This is a genomic window from Lentzea sp. NPDC058450 (genome assembly GCF_042721395.1).
Classification (GTDB): domain Bacteria; phylum Actinomycetota; class Actinomycetes; order Mycobacteriales; family Pseudonocardiaceae; genus Lentzea.
Genome location: NZ_JBHXLO010000020.1, coordinates 61,292 through 81,971, shown reverse-complemented (window position 1 = coordinate 81,971; position 20,680 = coordinate 61,292). Strand labels below are relative to the sequence as shown.

At 69.3% G+C, this 20,680-nt stretch carries 20 protein-coding genes; 14 read left to right on the top strand and 6 right to left on the bottom strand.

What is annotated here, in order from left to right; genetic code table 11:
• Positions 1-47 precede the first annotated feature (47 nt).
• From ACFWNN_RS28265 to eat, 3 genes are read right to left on the bottom strand one after another with little or no spacing between them, the layout of a single operon-like run.
• The gene (locus ACFWNN_RS28265; RefSeq protein WP_382442961.1) at positions 48-911 is read right to left on the bottom strand and encodes a 3-hydroxybutyryl-CoA dehydrogenase; all 864 of its coding nucleotides are present in this window, start codon (positions 909-911) and stop codon (positions 48-50) included.
• On the bottom strand, positions 904-1,797 hold the full coding sequence (locus ACFWNN_RS28260; protein WP_382442960.1) for an NAD-dependent epimerase/dehydratase family protein: 894 nt from the start codon (positions 1,795-1,797) through the stop codon (positions 904-906). Before ACFWNN_RS28260 ends, ACFWNN_RS28265 begins: the two co-directional genes overlap by 8 nt.
• Complete coding sequence (gene eat / locus ACFWNN_RS28255) at positions 1,794-3,218, bottom strand: ethanolamine permease (protein ID WP_382442959.1); 1,425 nt, start codon at positions 3,216-3,218, stop codon at positions 1,794-1,796. The genes ACFWNN_RS28260 and eat overlap by 4 nt, the downstream gene beginning before the upstream one ends.
• Before the next feature lie 111 nt (positions 3,219-3,329).
• On the opposite strand from eat, the gene ACFWNN_RS28250 reads away from it, so the two are divergent.
• The 6 genes from ACFWNN_RS28250 (at position 3,330) to ACFWNN_RS28225 (ending at position 10,040) form a co-directional block, all read left to right on the top strand.
• The gene (locus ACFWNN_RS28250; RefSeq protein WP_382442958.1) at positions 3,330-4,670 is read left to right on the top strand and encodes a glutamine synthetase family protein; all 1,341 of its coding nucleotides are present in this window, start codon (positions 3,330-3,332) and stop codon (positions 4,668-4,670) included.
• Complete coding sequence (locus ACFWNN_RS28245) at positions 4,657-5,352, top strand: gamma-glutamyl-gamma-aminobutyrate hydrolase family protein (RefSeq protein WP_382442957.1); 696 nt, start codon at positions 4,657-4,659, stop codon at positions 5,350-5,352. Before ACFWNN_RS28250 ends, ACFWNN_RS28245 begins: the two co-directional genes overlap by 14 nt.
• Positions 5,349-6,701, top strand: a complete 1,353-nt coding sequence (locus ACFWNN_RS28240; protein WP_382442956.1) for an aldehyde dehydrogenase family protein — start codon at positions 5,349-5,351, stop codon at positions 6,699-6,701. The genes ACFWNN_RS28245 and ACFWNN_RS28240 overlap by 4 nt, the downstream gene beginning before the upstream one ends.
• A 40-nt stretch (positions 6,702-6,741) precedes the next feature.
• A complete protein-coding gene (locus ACFWNN_RS28235) occupies positions 6,742-7,509 on the top strand; it encodes a 3-oxoacyl-ACP reductase (protein ID WP_382442955.1) in 768 nt (255 codons plus the stop codon).
• A 2-nt stretch (positions 7,510-7,511) separates the two neighbouring features.
• On the top strand, positions 7,512-8,210 hold the full coding sequence (locus ACFWNN_RS28230; RefSeq protein WP_382442954.1) for a FadR/GntR family transcriptional regulator: 699 nt from the start codon (positions 7,512-7,514) through the stop codon (positions 8,208-8,210).
• Positions 8,211-8,396: 186 nt separating this feature from the next.
• Complete coding sequence (locus tag ACFWNN_RS28225; RefSeq protein WP_382442953.1) at positions 8,397-10,040, top strand: AMP-binding protein; 1,644 nt, start codon at positions 8,397-8,399, stop codon at positions 10,038-10,040.
• A gap of 139 nt (positions 10,041-10,179) precedes the next feature.
• On the opposite strand, the gene ACFWNN_RS28220 is transcribed toward ACFWNN_RS28225, so the two are convergent.
• Positions 10,180-10,704, bottom strand: coding sequence for a hypothetical protein (locus ACFWNN_RS28220; protein WP_382442952.1), 525 nt, complete (start codon positions 10,702-10,704; stop codon positions 10,180-10,182).
• On the bottom strand, positions 10,701-11,015 hold the full coding sequence (locus ACFWNN_RS28215) for a hypothetical protein (protein WP_382442951.1): 315 nt from the start codon (positions 11,013-11,015) through the stop codon (positions 10,701-10,703). The genes ACFWNN_RS28220 and ACFWNN_RS28215 overlap by 4 nt, the downstream gene beginning before the upstream one ends.
• A gap of 103 nt (positions 11,016-11,118) precedes the next feature.
• Between ACFWNN_RS28215 and ACFWNN_RS28210 the strand changes: the two genes are divergently transcribed.
• From ACFWNN_RS28210 to ACFWNN_RS28175, 8 genes are all read left to right on the top strand, one after another.
• Positions 11,119-11,610, top strand: coding sequence for a GNAT family N-acetyltransferase (locus tag ACFWNN_RS28210; protein WP_382442950.1), 492 nt, complete (start codon positions 11,119-11,121; stop codon positions 11,608-11,610).
• 76 nt (positions 11,611-11,686) lie between these two features.
• Positions 11,687-13,693 (top strand): threonine--tRNA ligase, encoded by a 2,007-nt coding sequence (gene thrS / locus ACFWNN_RS28205; protein ID WP_382443051.1) that lies wholly within the window; start codon positions 11,687-11,689, stop codon positions 13,691-13,693.
• On the top strand, positions 13,690-14,238 hold the full coding sequence (locus tag ACFWNN_RS28200) for an HIT family protein (RefSeq protein ID WP_382442949.1): 549 nt from the start codon (positions 13,690-13,692) through the stop codon (positions 14,236-14,238). The genes thrS and ACFWNN_RS28200 overlap by 4 nt, the downstream gene beginning before the upstream one ends.
• Before the next feature lie 370 nt (positions 14,239-14,608).
• Positions 14,609-15,448: a helix-turn-helix domain-containing protein gene (locus ACFWNN_RS28195; RefSeq protein ID WP_382442948.1), complete on the top strand. Its 840-nt coding sequence runs from the start codon at positions 14,609-14,611 to the stop codon at positions 15,446-15,448.
• Between the two features lie 625 nt (positions 15,449-16,073).
• Positions 16,074-16,676 carry a phosphatidylinositol phosphate synthase gene (gene pgsA / locus ACFWNN_RS28190; protein WP_382442947.1) on the top strand — a complete coding sequence of 201 codons (603 nt, stop codon included), beginning with the start codon at positions 16,074-16,076 and terminating at the stop codon, positions 16,674-16,676.
• A complete protein-coding gene (locus tag ACFWNN_RS28185; protein WP_382442946.1) occupies positions 16,673-17,575 on the top strand; it encodes a phosphatidylinositol mannoside acyltransferase in 903 nt (300 codons plus the stop codon). The genes pgsA and ACFWNN_RS28185 overlap by 4 nt, the downstream gene beginning before the upstream one ends.
• A 13-nt stretch (positions 17,576-17,588) precedes the next feature.
• Positions 17,589-18,701: a glycosyltransferase family 4 protein gene (locus tag ACFWNN_RS28180; protein ID WP_382442945.1), complete on the top strand. Its 1,113-nt coding sequence runs from the start codon at positions 17,589-17,591 to the stop codon at positions 18,699-18,701.
• A complete protein-coding gene (locus tag ACFWNN_RS28175; protein WP_382442944.1) occupies positions 18,698-19,648 on the top strand; it encodes an NUDIX hydrolase in 951 nt (316 codons plus the stop codon). The genes ACFWNN_RS28180 and ACFWNN_RS28175 overlap by 4 nt, the downstream gene beginning before the upstream one ends.
• Before the next feature lie 32 nt (positions 19,649-19,680).
• Here the strand turns inward: ACFWNN_RS28175 and ACFWNN_RS28170 are convergent, their stop codons facing one another.
• Positions 19,681-20,673 (bottom strand): TIGR03842 family LLM class F420-dependent oxidoreductase, encoded by a 993-nt coding sequence (locus tag ACFWNN_RS28170; RefSeq protein WP_382442943.1) that lies wholly within the window; start codon positions 20,671-20,673, stop codon positions 19,681-19,683.
• Positions 20,674-20,680: the final 7 nt, after the last annotated feature.

The following is a 20,680-nucleotide window of genomic DNA, read 5'->3' as shown; positions in this document are numbered from 1 at the left end:
GTGATCCATACAAGCAGAAGGCCCGCTCCGGAGAGCGGGCCCGAGGTCTACTTCGCGTAGTTGTGGAAGCCCCGGCCCGACTTCTTGCCCAGCAGGCCCGCGTCCACCATGCGCAGCAGCAGCGGCGGCGGGGAGAAGAGCGGCTCCTTGAACTCGTCGTACATCGACTCGGCGATGGCCTTGGTGGTGTCGAGGCCGATCAGGTCGGTGAGGCGCAGCGGGCCCATCGGGTGGGCGCAGCCGAGCACCATGCCGTTGTCGATGTCGTCGGCCGAGGCGAAGCCGGACTCCAGCATGCGGATCGAGGAGAGCAGGTACGGGATCAGCAGCGCGTTGACCACGAAGCCGGCGCGGTCCTGCGAGCGGATGACCTCCTTGCCCAGCACGCCGCGCACGAACGTCTCGGCGCGGTCCTGGGTGGCGGCGCCGGTCAGCAGCGACGGCACGATCTCGACCAGCTTCAGGACGGGCACCGGGTTGAAGAAGTGCACGCCGATGACCTGCTCGGGGCGGTTGGTGGCCATGCCGAGCTTCATGATCGGGATGGACGACGTGTTGGACGCGAAGATGGCGTCCTCGTCCTTCACGACCTTGTCGAGGGCGGTGAAGACCTCGGTCTTGATCTGCTCGTTCTCGGCGACGGCCTCGACCACGAACTGGCGGTCGGCGAAGTCACCGATGTCGGTGGTGAACCGGATGCGCTCCAGGGCGCCGTCGCGGTCCTCCTCGCTGAGCTTGCCCGACTTGACGCCCCTGGCGAGCGAGGTGGCGATCCGCCCCTGCGCCGCCTCGGCCGCACCCGCGTTGACCTCGACGACGATGACGTCGAGACCGGCACGAGCGCTCACCTCGGCGATTCCGGACCCCATGAGGCCGGAACCGACGACTCCTACACGCTGAATGTCACTCACGCGCCCGATACTGCCATGAGCTGCTCGAAACGAGGTCGCGGAGCGTCTCCTGGACGGTGGTCTCGTAGTCGCCGACCGGCTCGTAGCCCAACGTCAGCGCGGCGGACGTGTCCAGGACGAAGCCGCGGCGCCACGGGTGCAGGCCCGCCTCGGAGTGGTCGAGCAGGATCTCGTGCCACCGGTGACCGAGGGACCGCGCGATGATCCGCGAGATCTCCAGGCCGTTCGGCGCGTCCGGGTCCGCGGCGTTCAGCACGCGCGCTCCCGGCTGCAAGGCGGCCGTCTCGATCAACGCGGCCAGGTTCGCGGCGGCGGTCGGGTGGTCGACGCCCTCACCGCGTGCCGCCAGCACGACGACCTTGTGGCCGTCGAGGATCCGGTCGACGAAGTAGGACTCCAGCGGACGGCGGTTGCCCGGACCGTGCACTTTGGACGGTCGCAGCACGGTGACCGGGAGGCCGCTGTCGAGCAGCGTCCGTTCCGCCGCCACCTTGTTCGGGCCGTAGCCGAAGCGGGTGAACGGGTCCGAGTCGAGCGGCGCCAGGGTCTGCTGGTCCTCGGTGACCGGGCCGTCGAAGCGCGGCGCGTCCTCGGAGTTCGCGTGACGGCCGAGCGAGTCCACGTACACGGCCTTGGCCGAGATCATCACGACCGAACGTGCCTTGCGCGCCAACGGCAGCAACGCCCGCGCGTCGGCGGCCGAGTAGCAGAGGCAGTCGACCAGCAGGTCCGCGCCGTCGCCCATCGCGACGGCCAGCGCGCGGGGGTCGGCACGGTCCACCTCGCTGCCGACCGCGTCCACCGTCCACCCGGAGGACCGCAGACGCCGAGCGGCGGCACGGCCGATGAGGCCCGTGCCGCCGAGGATCAACGCTCGCCTGCTCAATCGAGCTCGGCCTCCGCCTTCGCGATCGCCGCGAACTCCTCCTCCGGAGCGCTCGCGACCAGGTGGTGCCGGCTGTAGAACCAGTAGTACGCGACGGCGACCACGACGATGCCCGCCGTCACCGCGGCAGCGACCTCGTCCACGAAGAACGTCGCGATGACCGCCGCAACAGCCAGAACCAGCGCCACGCCCGTGGTCACCACACCGCCAGGAGTCCGGTACGGGCGGGGGAGATCCGGCGCCGTCTTACGCAACACGATGTGCGACACCATCATCAGCACGTACGACAGAGCGGCGCCGAACACCGCGATGTTGATGAGCCGGGCGCCACCCGTGACGGGGTCGATCGTCTTCATCGTCGTGGCCAGGATGAAGCCGATCGTGCCGGGCACGATCAACGCCAGGTACGGCGTCTTGCGCTTGCCGGTCTTCGAGAGCCAGCGCGGCAGGTAGCCGGCGCGCGACAACGCGAACAGCTGCCGCGAATACGCGTAGATGATCGAGAAGAACGACGCGACCAGACCGGCCAGGCCGACGTAGTTCACCAGCTGCGCCAGGAAGGTGTCGCCGCCGTAAGCCGCGCGCACGGCCTCGGGCAACGGGTTTCCGGACGCCTCCAGCACCTTCGAGCCCGCACCGCCGGGGGCCACCAGGAGGATCGCCGCCGCGAACACCAGCAGCACGACCATCGCGCCGATGATGCCGCGAGGCATGTCCCGCTTGGGATCGCGGGCCTCCTCGGCGGCCAGCGGCACGCCCTCCACCGCGAGGAAGAACCAGATCGCGAACACGACCGCGCCCCACGCGCCCGTCACGCCCATCGGCAGGAACGACCCGTCACCGATGTCGAACAGCTTGGAGGAGTCGAACTTCGGGATCATGCCCGCGACGAACGCGACCAGGGCCACGACCGCCACACCGGTGATCACGAACATCACCCGCAGCGCCTCGCCGACGCCGTACAGGTGGATGCCGACGAACACGATGTAGCAGGCGAGGTACACCGGCCACGTCGCGTCGAGAATGCCAAGCGCCTTGATGTAGTCGCCGATGAACACCGAGATCGCCGCGGGAGCGATGGCGTACTCGATGAGGATCGCGATACCCGTCGCGTACCCGCCCAACGGGCCGAGCGCGCGCCTCGCGAAGCCGTACCCCGCGCCCGCAACGGGCAGTGCGGAGGCCAGTTCCGCCAGACCGAACACCATGCACGTGTACATCGTCGCCATCAGGATCGTGGCGATCAGCATCCCGCCCCAGCCGCCCTGGGCGAGGCCGAAGTTCCACCCGGCGAAGTCGCCGGAGATCACGTACGAGACTCCCAGCCCGGCCAGCAGGACCCACCCCGCCGCGCCACGTTTGAGCTGTCGGTGCTCCAGGTAGTCGCTGCTCACCTTCTCGTACTCGACGTGCTTGGCCATATGGACTCCTAATAGTCCTTTGAGCGGTGGTTGAGGGTGGCGCTCGTCACCGGGCGGTGTCAAGATGGTGCCGCCAATGGCTCGCAGACATACCTTTGGAGGAACGCGGAGATGCTGACCGTCGAGGAGTTGCGCGCGGCCGTGGACGCCGGTGAGATCGACACCGTCCTGGTCGCGATCGTGGACATGCAGGGACGCCTGCAGGGCAAGCGTTGTGCCGCGCAGTACTTCCTCGACGACGTCCTCGGCCATTCCGCGGAGGGCTGCAACTACCTGATGGCCGTCGACGTCGAGATGAACCCCGTCAGCGGTTTCGAGATGTCGAGCTGGGACCGCGGGTACGGCGACTTCGTGATGAAGCCCGACCTGGACACGTTGCGCCGCGTGCCGTGGCAGGAGGGCACCGCGCTCGTCATGTGCGACGTCGTCTGGGAGAACGGCGACCCGGTCGTCGCCTCGCCGCGCCAGATCCTGCGCAAGCAGCTCGACCGGCTCGAAGCGCTGGGCCTGGACTGCTACGTCGGCACCGAGCTGGAGTTCATCCTCTTCGACGACAGCTACGAGCAGGCGTGGAACGCCGGCTACCGCAACCTCACGCCGTCCAACCAGTACAACGTCGACTACTCGTTGCTCGGCACCGCGCGGGTGGAACCGTTGCTGCGCGCCATCCGCAACGGCATGACGGGCGCGGGCCTGACCGTCGAGTCGGCCAAGGGCGAGTGCAACCCCGGCCAGCACGAGATCGCGTTCAAGTACACGACGGCGTTGCGCACGTGCGACCAGCACGCGATCTACAAGAACGGCTCCAAGGAGATCGCGGCCCAGCAGGGCAAGGCGCTCACGTTCATGGCGAAGTACAACGAACGCGAGGGCAACTCCTGCCACATTCATCTTTCCTTGCGGTCCAAGGAAGGCGAGCCGGTCTTCGCCGAGGGACACGGCATGTCCGAGCTGATGAAGCACTTCCTCGCCGGACAGCTGGCGGGCCTGCGCGAGCTCACCTACTTCCTGGCCCCGAACATCAACTCCTACAAGCGTTTCGTGGAGGGCTCGTTCGCACCGACCGCCGTCGCGTGGGGACGGGACAACCGCACGTGCGCACTGCGAGTCGTCGGCCACGGCCAGTCGCTCCGGTTCGAGAACCGGGTGCCCGGCGGTGACGTGAACCCGTACCTCGCGGTGGCGGCGCTGATCGCGGCCGGCCTGCACGGCGTCGAGCAGAAGCTGGAGCTGGAGGACGAGTTCGTCGGCAACGCCTACGCGTCCGACCGGCCGACCGTGCCCACGACGTTGAAGGAAGCGGCGAACCTGCTGGCGGGCAGCCAGATCGCGCACGACGCGTTCGGCAAGGACGTCGTCGACCACTACCTGAACGCGGCCAAGGTCGAGCTGGACGCGTTCGAGGCGGCCGTCACGGACTGGGAGAAGGTACGCGGGTTTGAACGCCTCTAAGCCGCTCATCGGCATCAGCACCTACCTGGAGCGCACGCGCTTCGGGCACTGGGACGTGGAGGCCGCGGTGCTCTACCGCGGCTACCTCGACTGCGTGGTCAAGGCGGGCGGCAACCCCGTCATGCTGCCGCCGGTCGGCACCTGGAACGCCGAGACCATCGGGTTCCTGGACGGCCTGGTGATCGCCGGTGGCGCGGACATCGACCCCGCCACCTACGGCGCCGAGAAGCACGAGCTGACCGGCGAGCCTCGCCGCGACCGCGACGACGCCGAGTTCGCGCTGGTCGAGGCCGCGCTGAAGCTCGACCTGCCGGTGCTCGGCGTGTGCCGCGGCATGCAGGTGCTCAACGTGGCGCTCGGCGGCACGCTGCACCAGCACATCGAGGGTCACAACCCGGCGCCCGCGGTGTTCGAGCACACCGAGATCGCCGTCGCGCGGGGCTCCGCGCTGCACCGCGTCCTCGGCGATCGAACGACCGTTCAATGCCATCACCACCAGTCGCTGGACCGGATCGCGGACGGGCTGAAGGTCACCGCGCAGGCCCCGGACGGCACGGTCGAGGCCGTCGAACTGGAGGGCGCGCGGTTCGTCGTCGGCGTGCAGTCGCACCCGGAGCAGGACATCGAAGACCTGAGGCTGTTCGAAGCACTCGTGGACGTGGCAAGGAGCAAAACGCCGTGACCTTTGACGTCATCAATCCCGCCACCGAGAAGGTGGTGCGGTCCGTCCCGCACACCACGCTCGGCGACACGGACGCGGCGATCGGCCGCGCGCAGAAGGCGTTCGAGACCTGGCGGCACGTGGCCCCCGGCGACCGCGCCCGGCTGCTGCGGAAGTTCTCCGAGATCGTGGACGCGCACGTCGAGGAGCTCGCGCTGCTGGAGGTCGAGAACTCCGGCCACACCATCGGCAACGCGCGGTGGGAGGCGGGCAACGTCCGCGACGTCCTGCAGTACTACTCGGCCGCGCCGGAACGCCAGTTCGGCAAGCAGATCCCGGTCGCGGGCGGCCTCGACGTCACGTTCCACGAACCGCTCGGCGTCGTCGGCGTGATCGTGCCGTGGAACTTCCCGATGCCCATCGCCGGCTGGGGCTTCGCCCCGGCGCTGGCCGCCGGCAACACGGTCGTGCTCAAGCCCGCCGAGGTGACGCCGCTGACCGCGATCCGGCTCGCCGAGCTGGCGCTGGAGGCGGGCATCCCCGAGGGCGTCTTCCAGGTGCTGCCGGGCAAGGGCAGCGTCGTCGGCAACCGGTTCGTCACGCATCCGTTGGTGCGCAAGGTGGTCTTCACCGGCTCGACCGAGGTCGGCAAGCAGATCATGGCGGGCTGCGCGGACCAGGTGAAGCGGGTGACGCTGGAACTCGGCGGCAAGTCCGCGAACATCGTCTTCGCCGACTCGGACCTGGAGAAGGCCGCCGCCACCGCGCCGTACGGGGTGTTCGACAACGCCGGGCAGGACTGCTGCGCCCGGTCGCGGATCCTGGTGCAGGCGAGCGTCTACGACCGGTTCATGGAACTGCTGGAGCCCGCGGTCAAGGGCGTCAAGGTCGGCGAGCCCGGCGACGAGGCCACCGAGATGGGGCCGCTCATCACCGCGGCGCACCTCGGCAAGGTGGCGTCTTACGTGCCAGACGACGAGCACGTGGCGTTCCGCGGCACCTCGCCGGACGGACCCGGCTTCTGGTTCCCGCCGACGGTGCTCACGCCGCCCGCCGACCACGTGACGGTCACCGAGGAGATCTTCGGCCCGGTCGTCGTCGTGCTGCCGTTCACCGACGAGGCCGACGCGATCAGGATCGCGAACGACTCGGAGTACGGCCTGTCCGGCTCGATCTGGACGAACGACGTCGGCCGCGCGATCCGCGTCTCCCGTGCCGTCGAGGCCGGAAACCTGTCGGTGAACTCGCATTCGTCCGTCCGCTACTGGACTCCGTTCGGCGGCGTGAAGCAGTCCGGGCTCGGCCGTGAGCTCGGCCCCGACGCGCTCGACGCGTTCACCGAAGTCAAGAACGTCTTCATCGCTACCTGATCCGGCAGACCTGATCCGGCGAACCTGAGGAGAACAAGAGATGGTGCAGCGACTCGAGGGCCGCGTGGCCGTCGTGACGGGTGGCGGCAGCGGGATCGGACTCGCGACCGCGCGCCGGTTCGCGAGCGAGGGCGCGAAGGTCGTCATCGCGGACCTGGACCCGACGAGCGGCAAGGCGGCGGCGGACGAGGTCGGCGGGCTGTTCGTCCAGGTCGACGTGACCGACGAGGAACAGGTCAAAGCCCTCTTCCAGACCACTGTGGACACTTACGGCAAGCTGGACATCGCGTTCAACAACGCGGGCATCTCGCCGCCCGACGACGACTCGATCCTGACCACGGGCATCGAGGCGTGGGACCGCGTGCAGAAGGTGAACCTCACGTCGGTTTATTTGTGTTGCAAGTACGCCATCCCGCACATGCAGGCCAACGGCAAGGGTTCCATCATCAACACGGCGTCGTTCGTGGCGACGATGGGCGCGGCGACGTCGCAGATCTCCTACACCGCCTCGAAGGGCGGCGTGCTCGCGATGTCGCGTGAGCTCGGTGTGCAGTTCGCGCGCGAGGGCATCCGCGTCAACGCGTTGTCTCCCGGCCCGGTGAACACCCCGCTGCTGCAGGAACTGTTCGCGAAGGACCCGGAGCGGGCCGCCCGCCGGCTCGTGCACGTACCGCTCGGTCGGTTCGCCGAACCTGAGGAGATCGCCGCCGCGGTCGCGTTCCTGGCCTCCGACGACGCCTCGTTCATGACCGCGTCGAACTTCCTCGTGGACGGCGGCATCGCCGGCGCGTACGTGACACCGCTCTAGACATGATGGAGCACGCGCAGGACGCGTTGTTCCGCCCCGTGCGGGCGGGCAACGCGTTCGAGGAGACCGTCGAACGGCTCATGCAGTCCATCCGGCTCGGCGTCGTCGCGCCGGGGGAGCGGCTGCCGTCCGAACGAGACCTGGCCACCCGGCTCGGCGTGAGCCGGGTGACCGTGCGCGAGGCCATCAGGTCGTTGCAGGAGAACCATTACGTCGAGTCCCGAAGGGGACGCTACGGCGGCACGTTCGTCAACGAGGTGCTGCCGAAGTCCGCGCCCGGCAAGGACTTCGGCGACCTGCACGACGTGCTGACGTTGCGCAGGGTGCTGGAGACCGGCGCGGCGGAGACGGCCGCGGGACGGTCGCTGGGGCCCGCCGAACGCCGGGGGTTGCGCGCTCGCCTGGAAGAAGCGTCCACTTCAACGCTCGCCGAATATCGCCGCAAGGACTCGCGGCTGCACCTCGCGATCGCCGAGGCCACCGGGTCCGCCGCGCTCACCGCGGCCGTCGCCGAGTCCCGGATGCGGGCCAACGAGCTGCTCGACCACATCCCGCTGCTCGAACCGAACCTCGCGCACTCCAACGCCCAGCACGAGCGCATCATCGCTTCCATTTTGGACGGAGACCCCGCCACGGCCCGGCAGGCGATGGCCGAACACCTCGACGGGACGGCGTCGTTGTTGCGCGGCTTCCTGGTCTGACCGGTCAGACTCCTTCCAACGCAGCAGTGTGGCAGGCTGCCCTGGCGGGTACACGGCACGTGTAAACGTTTACACGTCCACATGTCCCGTTGTCATGCGAATTCCGCATGGAACAAGGCTTGGCTTGGGTCTTGCGGACAGTTACCGTCCGAATACCTCGGGGACTTGCAGCGCGAGGAGCTGTTGATGCCAGGGTTGCGCAAGGTGTTTCGCGACGCCATGGGCCGGGTGCACTCACTCCGTGTTCTGTCCGCCGCGGGCATGGTGAGTCTCACGAACCTCAAGATGTCCGTGGAGGCGCTGCGAGAGGTCAAGATCTGGGGGCCGAACGTGACGGCGCTGCGCCGGTCCGTGCGGCTGAACCCGGACGGCGTCGCGATCGTCGACGAACGCGGTTCGGTGACCTACCGGCAACTCGACCGGCGTTCCAACGCGATCGCGCAGGGGCTGCGCTCGCTGGGCGTCCAGCACACGCACATCGTCGCGTTGATGTGCCGCAACCACCGCGGCATGGTCGAGTCGCTGCTGGCGTGCGCGAAGCTCGGCGTGCGGGTGCTGCTGGTCAACACGGGCTTCGCCGCCCCCGTGGTCCTGGACCTGCTGCAACGCGAACGCGCGTCTTTGGTGATCCACGACGAGGAGTTCACGCCGCTGTTCCACCAGCTGCCGCCGTCGATCCCGCGCTGGCTCGCGTGGTCGCGCGACGGGCTGGACCGCCGCACGCCGACGCTGGACCAGCTGGTCGCCAAGGCGCCCCGAGGCGAGCTCGAACCGCCGCGCGAGCCCGGTGTCGTGATCCAGCTGACCTCCGGCACGACCGGCACGCCGAAGGGCACGGCCCGCGAGATCAAGTCGGTGCTGACGGCGTCGGACTTCCTCGACCGCATCCCGATGCACTCCGGCGAGTCGACGTTCATCGCCGCGCCGATCTTCCACTCGGTCGGCTACTCGCACCTGACGCTCGCGATGTCGCTGGGCTCGCGCGCGGTGCTGCACCGCCGGTTCGACCCGCGCAAGACGTTGTGGTCGGTGCAGGGGCAGCGGTGCACGACGCTGGTCCTGGTGCCGACGATGCTGCAACGGATCATGGAGCTCGACCGGCACGTGCTCGCGTCGTTCGACCTGTCGCACCTGAACGTCGTGTTCTCCTCCGGCGCGCCGATCTCGCCGGACCTCGTCGAGCGCACCCAGGCCGTGCTCGGGCCCGTGCTCTACAACCTCTACGGCTCAACGGAAGTCGCCGTCGCCACCGTCGCCACGCCGGAGGACCTCGCGGCCGCGCCGTCCAGCGTCGGCCTGCCGCCGCACAACTGCGTCGTGCGGATCTACGACGACGAGGGCAACCGCATCACGCGTTCGTTCGTGACCGGCCGCATCTACGTACGCGGCTCGTTGACCGTGGACCTGTACACGGACGGCACGCAGAAGGACTCCATCGAAGGCCTCGTGTCGACCGGCGACCTCGGCCACTTCGACCCCAGCGGCCGGCTGTACTTCGACGGCCGCGAGGACGACATGATCGTCTCCGGCGGCGAGAACGTGTACCCGGTCGAGGTCGAGAACCTGCTGATGACGCACTACCGGGTGCGCGACGCGGCGGTGCTCGGCGTGCCCGACGCCGAGTACGGGCAACGGTTGCGCGCGTTCGTGGTGCCGGTGGCGGGGACGCGGATCGACGTGCGCGAGCTGCGCGAGTTCGTGCGCACGAGGCTGGCGCGGCACAAGGTCCCGCGCGAGGTCGTGGTCGTGCCGCAGCTGCCGCGCAACGCGACCGGCAAGGTGGTGCGGCGGCAGCTGCTCGCGATCCGGCTGGGACCGCAGGGTCACTAGGGCGTTAGGGCGGAACGCACGTCACGGCTGAACGAGGGGGACTAATCCGGCCGTGACGCGCGTTCCTGGTTTTGGGGAGCGCACGGCCCGCGTCGGGCGTCGGGGAATCGGCAGGACGCGGTGCCGTGCGCTCGGTCGGTCACCGCTCGAAGCGGTCGCCGGGACGGCCCTCACCGAAGGGGCCGCGCTGGTCGAAGCGGTCGCCGGGACCGCGGTTGGTGTCACCGCGATCGGGGCCGCGTTCGCCGCGCTCGTACATCCGCACGTGGCCGGGTCCGCCGCGGTGGTCTCCGCGGTTCGCTGCCACGGCACCCACGATGCCACCGCCCAGCACCAGGCCGAGGAGGCCTACGGCGACGAGCTGGGTAGCCCGGTGGCCGGCGACTCTCCGCACGCGACCGCGGCGGGCCGGAGGCACCGGGGGAACCGGGGCCGCGGCGGGAGGTGGCTCCGCGGCGGTGGCGGCCGGTGGTGCCTGCTGGGGTTCTGGCTGCTGGGGTTCTGGCTGCGGGCCAGGTGTCGTGCCCGCGGTGGGCTGCTGGCCAGGCGTGGCCGTCGTGTCGGCCGGCAGCGGGGTCGTCGCCTGGTCCGGTGCGGGCCGGTCGGCCCGCGGTGTGTCCCCTGACGGCTCCTGCGGTGGAGGCGTCTGTCCCTGCTCGCTCATGTCCTCAACGATGCGCCGCTCTGCTGAGCTGGGGCTGACAGCCACCTGTTCGTTTCCTGAAGTCCTTCAGGATTCTTCGCGGAGTTCAGCACGGGCCTCGTACCAGCGAAAACGTGCCTCTGGTCGGCGAAGGTCGCGCCGAAGAGCTCCTCGTCGAGCTTGCCCGACCACAGGAAGTGCAGGGCCGTGCGCGTGCCGTTGCGGGCGTCGCGGCGCGTGTAGTGGTCGCGCAGGTCGGCGTACAGCAGGCGCAGATCGTCCCGGTTGGACTCGGTGAGGCGAACAGGGCACTTGACCACCAGGTCGGACATGACGAACAGAGTGCTCGCCCGCCTCGCCGTGACGCATCCGGAAAACCACTCAGAAGCGTGTACGTAGCTAATGCGGTTGCGCCGACCGGCTTCAATCGGAGGCATGGAACTCGTACCGCTCCGCCTGGAGTTCGCCCCCGCCATGCTCGCCGGTGGGCCGCAGGAACGCGAGGTCGCCCGGCTCACGGGCACTCACGCGACGTTCGAGCTGGCGGATGTCGAGGCCTACATCGAGCGGACCCTGAACGACCCGAACCGCTACACCCGCGCCATCACCGAGGACGGGAAGTTCCTCGGCGAGGTCGTGCTCACCATCGACCCTCCCAACCGGTCCGCGGGGCTGCGGATCGCGATGTGGGACGGGTTCGGGAGGGGCTACGGAACGATCGCGCTCCAGCACGTGCTGGACCACGCGTTCCACGAGCGGGGCCTGCACCGGGTGGATCTCGAGGTGTACGACTTCAACGAGCGGGCCATCCACCTCTACAAGAAGCTGGGCTTCCGCGAGGAGGGCCGTCTGCGCGACGCCCTGCTCTGGGACGGCGTCTTCCACGACGCGATCGTCATGTCCATCTTGAGCACCGATAACATCTGATCCGCACACCATCTTCTTCGATCTAGGAGTCACCGTGTCCGAGTCGCGCCCAGCAGTCGCCCAGAACCCGCCGCGCGTGGTGGTTCCGGCTGGGACGACGGCGGGCACGGCCGTGCGCGAAGCCGGCCTCCCCGGCAAGGGGTCCGACGCGATCGTCGTCGTGAAGGACGCCGAGGGGCACCTGCGCGACCTGTCGTGGGTCCCGCAGGTCGACGTCGAGGTCGAGGCCGTCGCGGCCGACACCGAGGACGGCCGCAGCGTCATCCGCCACTCCGCGGCGCACGTGCTGGCGCAGGCCGTGCAGCAGCAGTTCCCCGAGGCCAAGCTCGGCATCGGCCCGCCCGTGAAGGACGGCTTCTACTACGACTTCCAGGTCGAGAAGCCGTTCACGCCCGAGGACCTGCAGGCGCTGGAGAAGCGCATGAAGCAGATCATCAAGTCCTCGCAGCGGTTCTCCCGCCGCGTCGTCGAGTCGATCGACGCCGCGAAGACCGAGCTGGCCTCCGAGCCGTTCAAGCTGGAGCTCGTCGACATCAAGAGCGACGTCGACACCAGCGAGATCATGGAGGTCGGCGGCGGCGAGCTGACGATCTACGACAACCTCGACCCGCGCTCCGGTGAGCTGGTCTGGGGCGACCTGTGCCGCGGCCCGCACGTGCCGACCACCAAGCACATCCCGGCGTTCAAGCTCACCCGCGTGGCCGCCGCGTACTGGCGCGGCAACGAGAACAACCCGCAGCTGCAGCGCATCTACGGCACCGCGTGGGAGTCGCAGGAGGCCCAGGACCTGTACCTGGAGCGTCTCGCCGAGGCCGAGCGCCGCGACCACCGCAAGCTCGGTGTCGAGCTCGACCTGTTCTCGTTCCCGGACGAGATCGGCTCCGGCCTCGCGGTGTTCCACCCCAAGGGCGGCATCATTCGCAAGGCGATGGAGGACTACTCCCGCCAGCGCCACACCGAGGCGGGCTACGAGTTCGTCTACTCGCCGCACATCACCAAGGGCAAGCTGTTCGAGGTCTCCGGTCACCTGGACTGGTACAAGGACGGCATGTACCCGGCGATGCACCTCGACGCCGAGGTCGACGAGGACGGCACCGTCCGCAAGCCCGGCCAGGACTACTACCTGAAGCCGATGAACTGCCCGTTCCACGACCTGATCTTCAAGTCGCGCGGGCGTTCGTACCGCGAGCTGCCGCTGCGCATGTTCGAGTTCGGCTCGGTGTACCGCTACGAGAAGTCCGGCGTGGTGCACGGCCTGACCCGCGTGCGCGGCATGACGCAGGACGACGCGCACATCTTCTGCACCCGCGACCAGATCCGCGACGAGCTGAAGTCGTTGCTGAACTTCGTGCTGGACCTGCTGCGCGACTACGGACTGGACGACTTCTACCTGGAACTGTCGACCAAGAACCCGGAGAAGTTCGTCGGGCCCGACGACATCTGGGAGGAGGCGACCGCGACGCTCGCGTCGGTCGCCGAGGAGTCCGGCCTGGACCTCGTGCCCGACCCCGGTGGCGCCGCGTTCTACGGCCCGAAGATCTCCGTGCAGGCCAAGGACGCGCTGGGCCGCACCTGGCAGATGTCGACGATCCAGCTCGACTTCATGCTGCCGGAGAAGTTCGAACTGGAGTACACCGGTCCGGACGGCTCGCGCCAGCGCCCGGTCATGATCCACCGCGCCCTGTTCGGCACGGTCGAGCGCTTCTTCGGCGTGCTGACCGAGCACTACGCGGGCGCGTTCCCGGCGTGGCTCGCGCCGGTGCAGGTCATGGGCATCCCGGTGACGTCCGAGAACGCCGACCACCTGTTCGCGGTGCGCGAGGTGTTGCGCGCCAAGGGCATCCGGGTCGACGTGGACGCGTCCGACGACCGCATGCAGAAGAAGATCCGCAACCACACCATGCAGAAGGTGCCGTTCATGCTCCTGGCCGGCGCCAAGGACGTGGAGGCGAACGCGGTGTCGTTCCGGTTCCGCGACGGCACGCAGATCAACGGCGTGCCGGTGGAGCGGGCCGTGGAGCAGATCGTGGAGTGGGTCGGCCGTCGCGAGAACGCCTCGCCCACGGCGGAACTGCTCTCGTGACGCCTGAGTACTCCGCTCAGGACGGTGTGGGGGTCCCGGACGCGTTGCAGCGCCTGTGGACCCCGCACCGCCTGTCGTACGTGCAGGGCGCCGGCAAGGCCGCCGGTGACGAGCCCGCGGGCTGCCCGTTCTGCCAGGTGGTCTCGCTGTCCGACGAGGACGGGTTGATCATCGCGCGCGGGGCCGAGGTGTTCGCGCTGCTGAACCTGTACCCGTACAACCCCGGCCACCTGATGGTGCTGCCGTACCGGCACGTCGCCGACTACACCTCGCTGACCGTCTCGGAGACCGCCGAGCTCGGCGCGTTCACGCAGAAGGCGATGCGGGTCGGCCGGCACGTGGCGGCGCCGCACGGGTTCAACATCGGCATGAACCAGGGCGTCGTCGCCGGCGCCGGGATCGCCGCCCACCTGCACCAGCACGTCGTGCCGCGGTGGGGCGGGGACGCGAACTTCATGCCGGTGATCGGGCACACCAAGGTGCTGCCGCAGCTGCTGGGCGAGACCCGGCAGCTCCTCGCCGACGGCTGGAAGGCCGTCGACTGACAGTTCTTCGCTCTCGACCGCGATGACGTCCTCCGGATGTCGTCGCGGTCTTGTTGTTTTCGGGGGTTTAGCGCGCTAAACCTGGCGTTTAGTCGACCTCACTGTGATTGAAGCCCGTACTAATTGTTGGACAAAAGAGTGACAAAAAGCACTCACCTTGTCCGGTGCGGACAATCGAGCGTGTTTCCACGTGGCAAGGAATAGCTTTCGGTTACATCTTTCGGGTGCATTTCTTCGGTCGATCGAGACGTAACACCAGCACAAAGCGATTCCAGGTAGGTGAGATCACCCACCTGGAGGTGTCAACTGCGAGTCAAGTCCCCGCCTATGGCCGATCGTCTCACTGTGCGCGAATGGTTACGGTGCGAACATGACCGCACCTGAGCGTTCGCGATTAGCGAGAGAGCGGCTTTCGCGTGAACTACGCCGGTTGCGCACCGAGGCGAAGATGACCGGCACGGCCACCGCCCGTGCCACCGGGATGAGCCAGTCAAAGCTGTCGAAGATCGAGAACGGCATGCTGCTCCCGTCCGTGACGGATGTGGAGCGTCTCGTGGCGGAACTGGCCGCCGCGAGAGAGACGCGCATCGAACTGGTCGAACTCGCCAGGTCGCTGCACGCGGAGGCGGAAACCCGCCGCGTCGTGCTGCACCGAGGAGCGCACCGCCACCAGCAGACGATCACCCGCGTGGAGGCGCGGGCTGCCACTTCGAGGTTCTTCCAGGTCAACCTGGTCCCCTCGCTGCTGCAGTCCGAGTCCTACCTGAGGGTCGTGCTGGGGACGATGCCGCATTCGGAGCAGGAGGCCGCGGTGGCCGCCCTGCGCACCCGCCGAGCCCGGATGGACGACCTGGCCAAGCAGTTCGTGTTCGTCCTCTCCGAAAGCGCACTCCGCTGGCGGATGGGCTCGGCCGACCTGATGGCGGAACAGGTGGAACACCTGGCCGCCCTGCAACGCCGCCCGAACGTCCGCCTGGGCGTCGTGCCGTGGTCCGTCGACGCGAACATCGTCGCGCTGCACGGCTTCCACATCTACGACGAGCGCGTGGTGACGGTCAGCGTGCTGACCGGCAACGCCACCATCACCGATCCCCTGGACGTGCGCGAGTACCTCGCGCTGTTCGGGCGGCTCGAGAGGCTGGCGGTGCGAGGGGAGGAACTGCAGGCGTTGCTGAAGCGCATCGCCGAGGACCACCGCCGGCTGGGCTAGCCGGGCCGGCCCTTGTGGGAGAGGGCCGGTGTGAATGGAGTCGGCCGACCGGCCGGCTCGGAGGAAGGCCACCGGCTCTGGTTGGGCTGGTCGGCTCGAGTTGTTCGGCCCTGTGGGAGAGGGCCGGCTTGAGAGTTCCGCCGACTCGTCGACGCGGGCAGTCCTGAGACCTGCCGGCTCGTCTGCGCGAGCCGGCTTGAGAGAACTGCCGACTCGTTCGCGCGGGCCGGCTTGAGAGATCTGTGAGGGGGTTGGGCGGGCTGACCGCGAGCGCTGCAAGGCGTTCGCCCGGCCCGTCGCCCGTTCCGTCCGGCGCGCGTGAGGCGTGAACGGTCCGCTCGAACGTGGTGTCCCGTGAGCGGTCCGCTCGAACAAGGTGGCGCGTGAACGGTCCATGCAGGCCGCTGTCGCCCTGCGCCGCACCCGCCCGCCGCACCCGCGAACCGGCCATTTCGGGCACCAACCGCCTGCAGGCCACGTCCGCCGCCCGCGCTCGTCCATCCCGCTGGCCACCCCCGCCCACCCCGCCGGCCACCCGAGCGCGCCCGCGCGCACCTGAGCCCCGGACGTCCCGCCTCACCCGCGAGCGGTGCGTTTCACCAGTCCAGCTAGGCTGCGACCTGCCATGCTGAACATCTTCGCTCGCGCGTCCGTCTCGCGCGTCACCGATCCGATCGGGGCGTGGCTGCTGGCGCGTGGCCTCACGCCCAACGCCGTGACCGTCGGCGGCACGATCGGCGCCGTCGCCAGCGCTCTGTGGTTCATTCCTCGCGGGCAGCTGTTCCTGGGCTGTGCGCTCGTGACGTTCTTCGTGCTCCTCGACCTCATCGACGGGGCGATGGCCCGCGCTCAGGGGCCCACGCGGTTCGGGGCCGTGCTCGACGCCACCTGTGACCGCATTGCGGACGGGGCGTTGTTCGCGGCGCTCACCTGGTACGCGTTCGACACCGGCAACCGGTGGACCGCGGCGGCCGGGTTCATCTGCCTGGTGGCCTCGCAGGTCATCTCCTACGTGAAGGCGCGCGCGGACGCGTCCGGGCTCAACGCCGACGGCGGGTTGGCCGAGCGGGCCGAGCGGTTCATCGTGGCGTTGGTCGGCGCCGGTGTGCAGGGGCTTGGTGTGCCGTACCTGATGGACATCTCGCTGTGGCTCCTCGCGGCCATGACGGTCGTGACGGTGTTGCAGCGGATCCTGGCCGTCGCGAAGTCCGCCAAGGAGGCGGCGTGAACCTCGCGACGCTCGGGTACGGCGCCGGGTGGCGGTTGATCAGGTTGCTGCCCGAGTCGTGGGCGCGGGGGCTGTTCCGGGTCGGCGCGGACTACGCGGCCAAGAAGAACGGCGCAAGCGTTCAGCAGCTGCGGAAGAACCTTCGACGGGTGGTGCCGCAGGCCGGCGAGGAGGAGTTGGACGAGCTCGTCCGGGACTCGCTGCGGTCGTACGCGCGGTACTGGTGCGAGGCGTTCCGGCTGCCGTCGATGGACCTGAAGAAGGCGTACGAGAAGTGCGACTCGCAGGTGTCCGGGGTGGAGAACCTCGACGCGGCGATCCGCAACGGCACCGGCGCGGTGGTGGCGCTGCCGCACAGCGGCAACTGGGACATGGCGGGCATGTGGCTCGTCGGGCACTCCGGCACGTTCACGACGGTGGCGGAACGGCTCAAGCCCGAGTCGCTGTACCGGAAGTTCGTGGAGTTCCGCGAGACGCTCGGCTTCGAGGTGCTGCCGCTCAGCGGTGGTGACCGTCCACCCGCGACGGTGCTCGCCGAACGCCTGCGCGACAACAAGGTCGTCTGCCTGCTGGCGGACCGGGACCTGACGTCGTCGGGCGTGCCGGTGACGTTCTTCGGCGAGCAGACGCTGATGCCCGCCGGTCCGGCGCACCTCGCGGCCACGACGGGGGCGGCGCTGCTGCCGGTCGGGTGCTGGTTCACCGACGACGGCTGGCACTTCCGCATCCACCCGCCGATCAAGGTCAGCACGGTGCAGGCCGCCACGCAGGCGGTCGCCGACGTGTTCGCCGCCGACATCGCCGCGCACCCCGCCGACTGGCACATGCTGCAGCAGCTCTGGCTCGCCGACCTGCCGGAGAAGCGCCGCGCCGCGTTGGCCAGGAGGCTCGCGCGGTGAAGGTGGAAGCCAGGTGAAGGTCGGGATCGTCTGCCCGTACTCCTTCGACGTGCCCGGGGGAGTGCAGGCGCACGTCGTCGACCTCGCGCGCGCCCTCATCGGCCTCGGCCACACCGTGAACGTCCTCGCGCCCGCCGACGACGACCAGGCGCTGCCGCCGTTCGTCACGTCCGCGGGCCGCGCGGTCGGCATCCCGTACAACGGTTCGGTGGCGCGTCTGAGCTTCGGGCCCGTCTCGTACGCGCGGGTGCGGCGCTGGATCGACGAGCACCGGTTCGACGTCCTGCACCTGCACGAACCGACGGCACCCTCCCTGTCGTTCCTCGCGCTGATGGTCGCGGACGGCCCGATCGTCGCCACCTTCCACACCTCGACGCCGCGCTCGAAGATGCTGTCCGCGTTCCAGCCCGTGCTCCAGCCGTTCCTCGAGAAGGTCACCGCCCGCATCGCGGTGTCGGCGCTGGCCCGGCGCGTGCAGGTCGAGCACCTCGGCGGCGACGCGGTGGAGATCCCGAACGGCGTCGACGTCGACTTCTTCGCCTCCGCGTCCACTTTGGACGGCTACCCGAGGCCCCAGGGCACCATCGGTTTCGTCGGCCGCTACGACGAACCGCGCAAGGGCATGCCGGTGCTGTGGGAGGCGTTCGGCCTGATCGCCGACGAGTTCCCCGGCCTGCGCCTGCTCGTCGTGGGCCGCGGCGATAACCCGTTCGAAGGCCGCTTCGCCGACCGCGTCGACCTGCTCGGCCAGGTCAGCGACGAGGACAAGGCCAGGATGCTGCGGTCGGTCGACGTCTACGTCGCCCCGAACACCGGCGGCGAGTCGTTCGGCATCATCCTCACCGAGGCCATGTCCGCGGGCACCGCCGTGGTCGCGTCGGACCTCGACGCCTTCCGCCGCGTGCTCGACGACGGCAAGGCAGGGGTGCTGTTCCCGGTGGGCGACGCCCGCGCCCTCGCCGACGCGCTGCGCTCCGTGCTGCACGACTCCGCCCTGCGCGCCGAGTACGTCTCCGTTGCGTCCCAACGGGTCCAGGCCTTCGACTGGTCGGTGGTCGCCTCGCAGGTGCTGCGCGTCTACGAGACCGCCATCGCCGCCGACCCGCGCCGGGTGAGCGAGGCATGACCACCGCACTGGTCGTGGTCCTCGTCGCCCTGCTGCTGGCCGCCTGGATCCTGCGCATCGCCAACCGCTTGGACCGCCTCCACGTCCGAACCGACGCGGCCTGGGCAGCGGTCGACGCCGCGCTGGCCCGCCGAGCCGTCGTCGTCCGGGCACTCCTCGACCCGGCGCTCTCCGCGGCGGCCTCCCAGGCCGAGGCAGCGGGCCGCGCCGACCGCGAGCAGGCCGAGAACGAACTCTCCGCCCTCCTCGGCGCCCTCGACCGCTCGGCACTGGCACCGGCACTGGCCGCCGAACTCGCCGACGCCGAGGAACGGGTGATGCTCGCCCGCCGGGTCCACAACGACGCCGTCCGCGACACGCTCCTGCAACGCCGCCGCCGGGTCGTCCGCTGGCTCCGCCTGGCCGGCACGGCCCCGCAACCGTCGTACTTCGAGATCGCCGAGCCCGCCACCCCGTCCGACGCGGTGATGCTCAAACCGCGCCCGTCCGCCCGCATCGTGCTGACCGACAACGAGGGCAGGGTCCTGCTGTTCCAGGGCTTCGACCCGGCCCGCCCGCAGGAGTCGTTCTGGTTCACGGTCGGCGGCGGCGTCGAGAACGGCGAAGAACTGCGCGAAACGGCCCTGCGCGAAGCCTTCGAGGAAACCGGGCTCGAGTTCACCACCGACCAGCTCGTCGGCCCGGTGTGGCGCCGCCGCGCGGTGTTCAGCTTCGACGGCGAGACGTTCGACGCCGAGGAGTGGTTCTTCCACGCCACCGTCGACGAGGCCCCGGCCGTGGACACGTCGGGCTTCAACGACGTCGAGGAAACCTCGATCACGGCGCACCGGTGGTGGAGCGCGGAGGAGCTGGAGTCGGCCGAGGACACCGTGTATCCGGTGCAGCTGGCCGAGCTCCTGCCGAGCCTGAGGAACGGTTGGGACGGCGAGACCCGCACGGTCCGTTAGGCAAGCCCGGCAGGGCTCCGACCAGTACGGCCCTACACGGCGGAGATGATCGCCGACCCGTAGGCGTCGCGCGTCTTGTCCTTCTCGTCGTGCATCAGGTACAGCGCGAAGTTGTCGACGCCGATCTCCTTCAGCTCCTCGAGCCGCTCCACGTGCGCGGATTCAGGGCCCACCAGGCAGAAGCGGTCCACGATGGCGTCCGGCACGAAGTCGGTGGAACGGTTGCCCGCCTTGCCGTGGTGGGCGTAGTCGTAGCCCTCGCGGTCCTTGATGTAGTCGGTGAGGGCCTTGGGGACGACGCCCGAGTCGCCGTACCGCGCGACGAGGTCCGCCACGTGGTTGCCGACCATGCCGCCGAACCACCGCAGCTGGTCGCGTTGGTGGGCCAGGTCCGTGCCGACGTACGCGGGTGCGGCCACGCACATCGTGATGGACGACGGGGCACGCCCGGCGGCCACCGCTGCTTCGCGGACGGAGCCGATGGTCCAGCGCGCGATGTCCGGGTCGGCGGTCTGCAGGATGAAGCCGTCGGCCTGCTCACCGACCATCTTCAACGCCCGCGGACCGTAGGCGGCCATCCACATCTCGAGCTTTCCGTTGCGCACCCACGGGATCTGGACCGCGGTCCCGTGGTGTTCGACCTCTCGCCCCTCCGCGAGCTCCTTGATCACGTGCATCGCGGAGCCCAACGTGGCCAGGGAGGCCGGTTTCTGGCCGATCACGCGGCGGGCCGAGTCGCCCCGGCCGATGCCGCAGACCGTGCGGTTGCCGAACATGTCGTTCAGCGTCGCGAACAACGAGGCCGTCACCGACCAGTCGCGGGTCGACGGGTTGGTGACCATCGGGCCCACCACGAGATCGCGGGTGGCGGCGAGCACCTGCGAGTAGATGACGAACGGCTCCTGCCACAGCACGCAGGAGTCGAACGTCCAGCCGTAGCGGAAGCCGCAGTCCTCGGCCGCGCGGAGGCCTTCCACCACGTCCCGCGCCGGCGGGTCGGTCTGAAGCACTACACCGAAGTCCACGGGTGGC